The organism is Phaeodactylibacter luteus (assembly GCF_007993045.1).
In the GTDB taxonomy this organism is placed as follows: Bacteria; Bacteroidota; Bacteroidia; order Chitinophagales; family Saprospiraceae; genus Phaeodactylibacter; species Phaeodactylibacter luteus.
In genome coordinates this window covers 1-480 of sequence record NZ_VOOR01000203.1, presented here as the reverse complement: position 1 = coordinate 480, position 480 = coordinate 1, and the positions used below count along the sequence as shown (strand labels likewise).

At 32.5% G+C, this 480-nt stretch carries 1 protein-coding gene; it reads right to left on the bottom strand.

All coding sequences use genetic code 11. The annotated features are described in order from the left end of the window. Window positions 1-341: TetR/AcrR family transcriptional regulator (locus FRY97_RS22080; RefSeq protein ID WP_147169786.1), on the bottom strand; the 341-nt coding region annotated here is incomplete at its 3' end. Window positions 342-480 lie beyond the last annotated feature (139 nt).

The window sequence follows — 480 nt, the reverse complement described above, 5'->3', positions numbered from 1 at the left end:
AAATCGAAATAATGATTGTCATTTTCAATTAGAAAAGCGTAAGCCTTAACTTTGGATTCGACTGTTTTTATTTTAGTGACAATATAGGTTTTCAGTTTGGCATGAAAGTCTGTTTCTTTCTCAACCGCCTTCTTGAATTTCAGATAGAACTCATTCATTTCTTCATCTAAAACAGCATCCAATATTTCTTCTTTTTTTTTGAAATAATAATACAGAGTGCTTTTTCCCTTTCCTGCGGCTTTTGCAATATCTTGCATCGTCACTTTCTGTATGCCGAACTGCTGAATCAACCCTCTCGCTGTTTCTATAATTTCAGATTTTACTTTTTCTTCATCTACCATGCTGCTTTACTTTTGATTTTATTACGGGACAAAGGTATGGTAGATTTACAATAAATGCAAACTTTTCGACCAAAACAGTTTTTTGGTCGAAAAGTTTTTTCGTTTTTCCTACTTGGTAGAATAGATGTTTTGTTTGTTT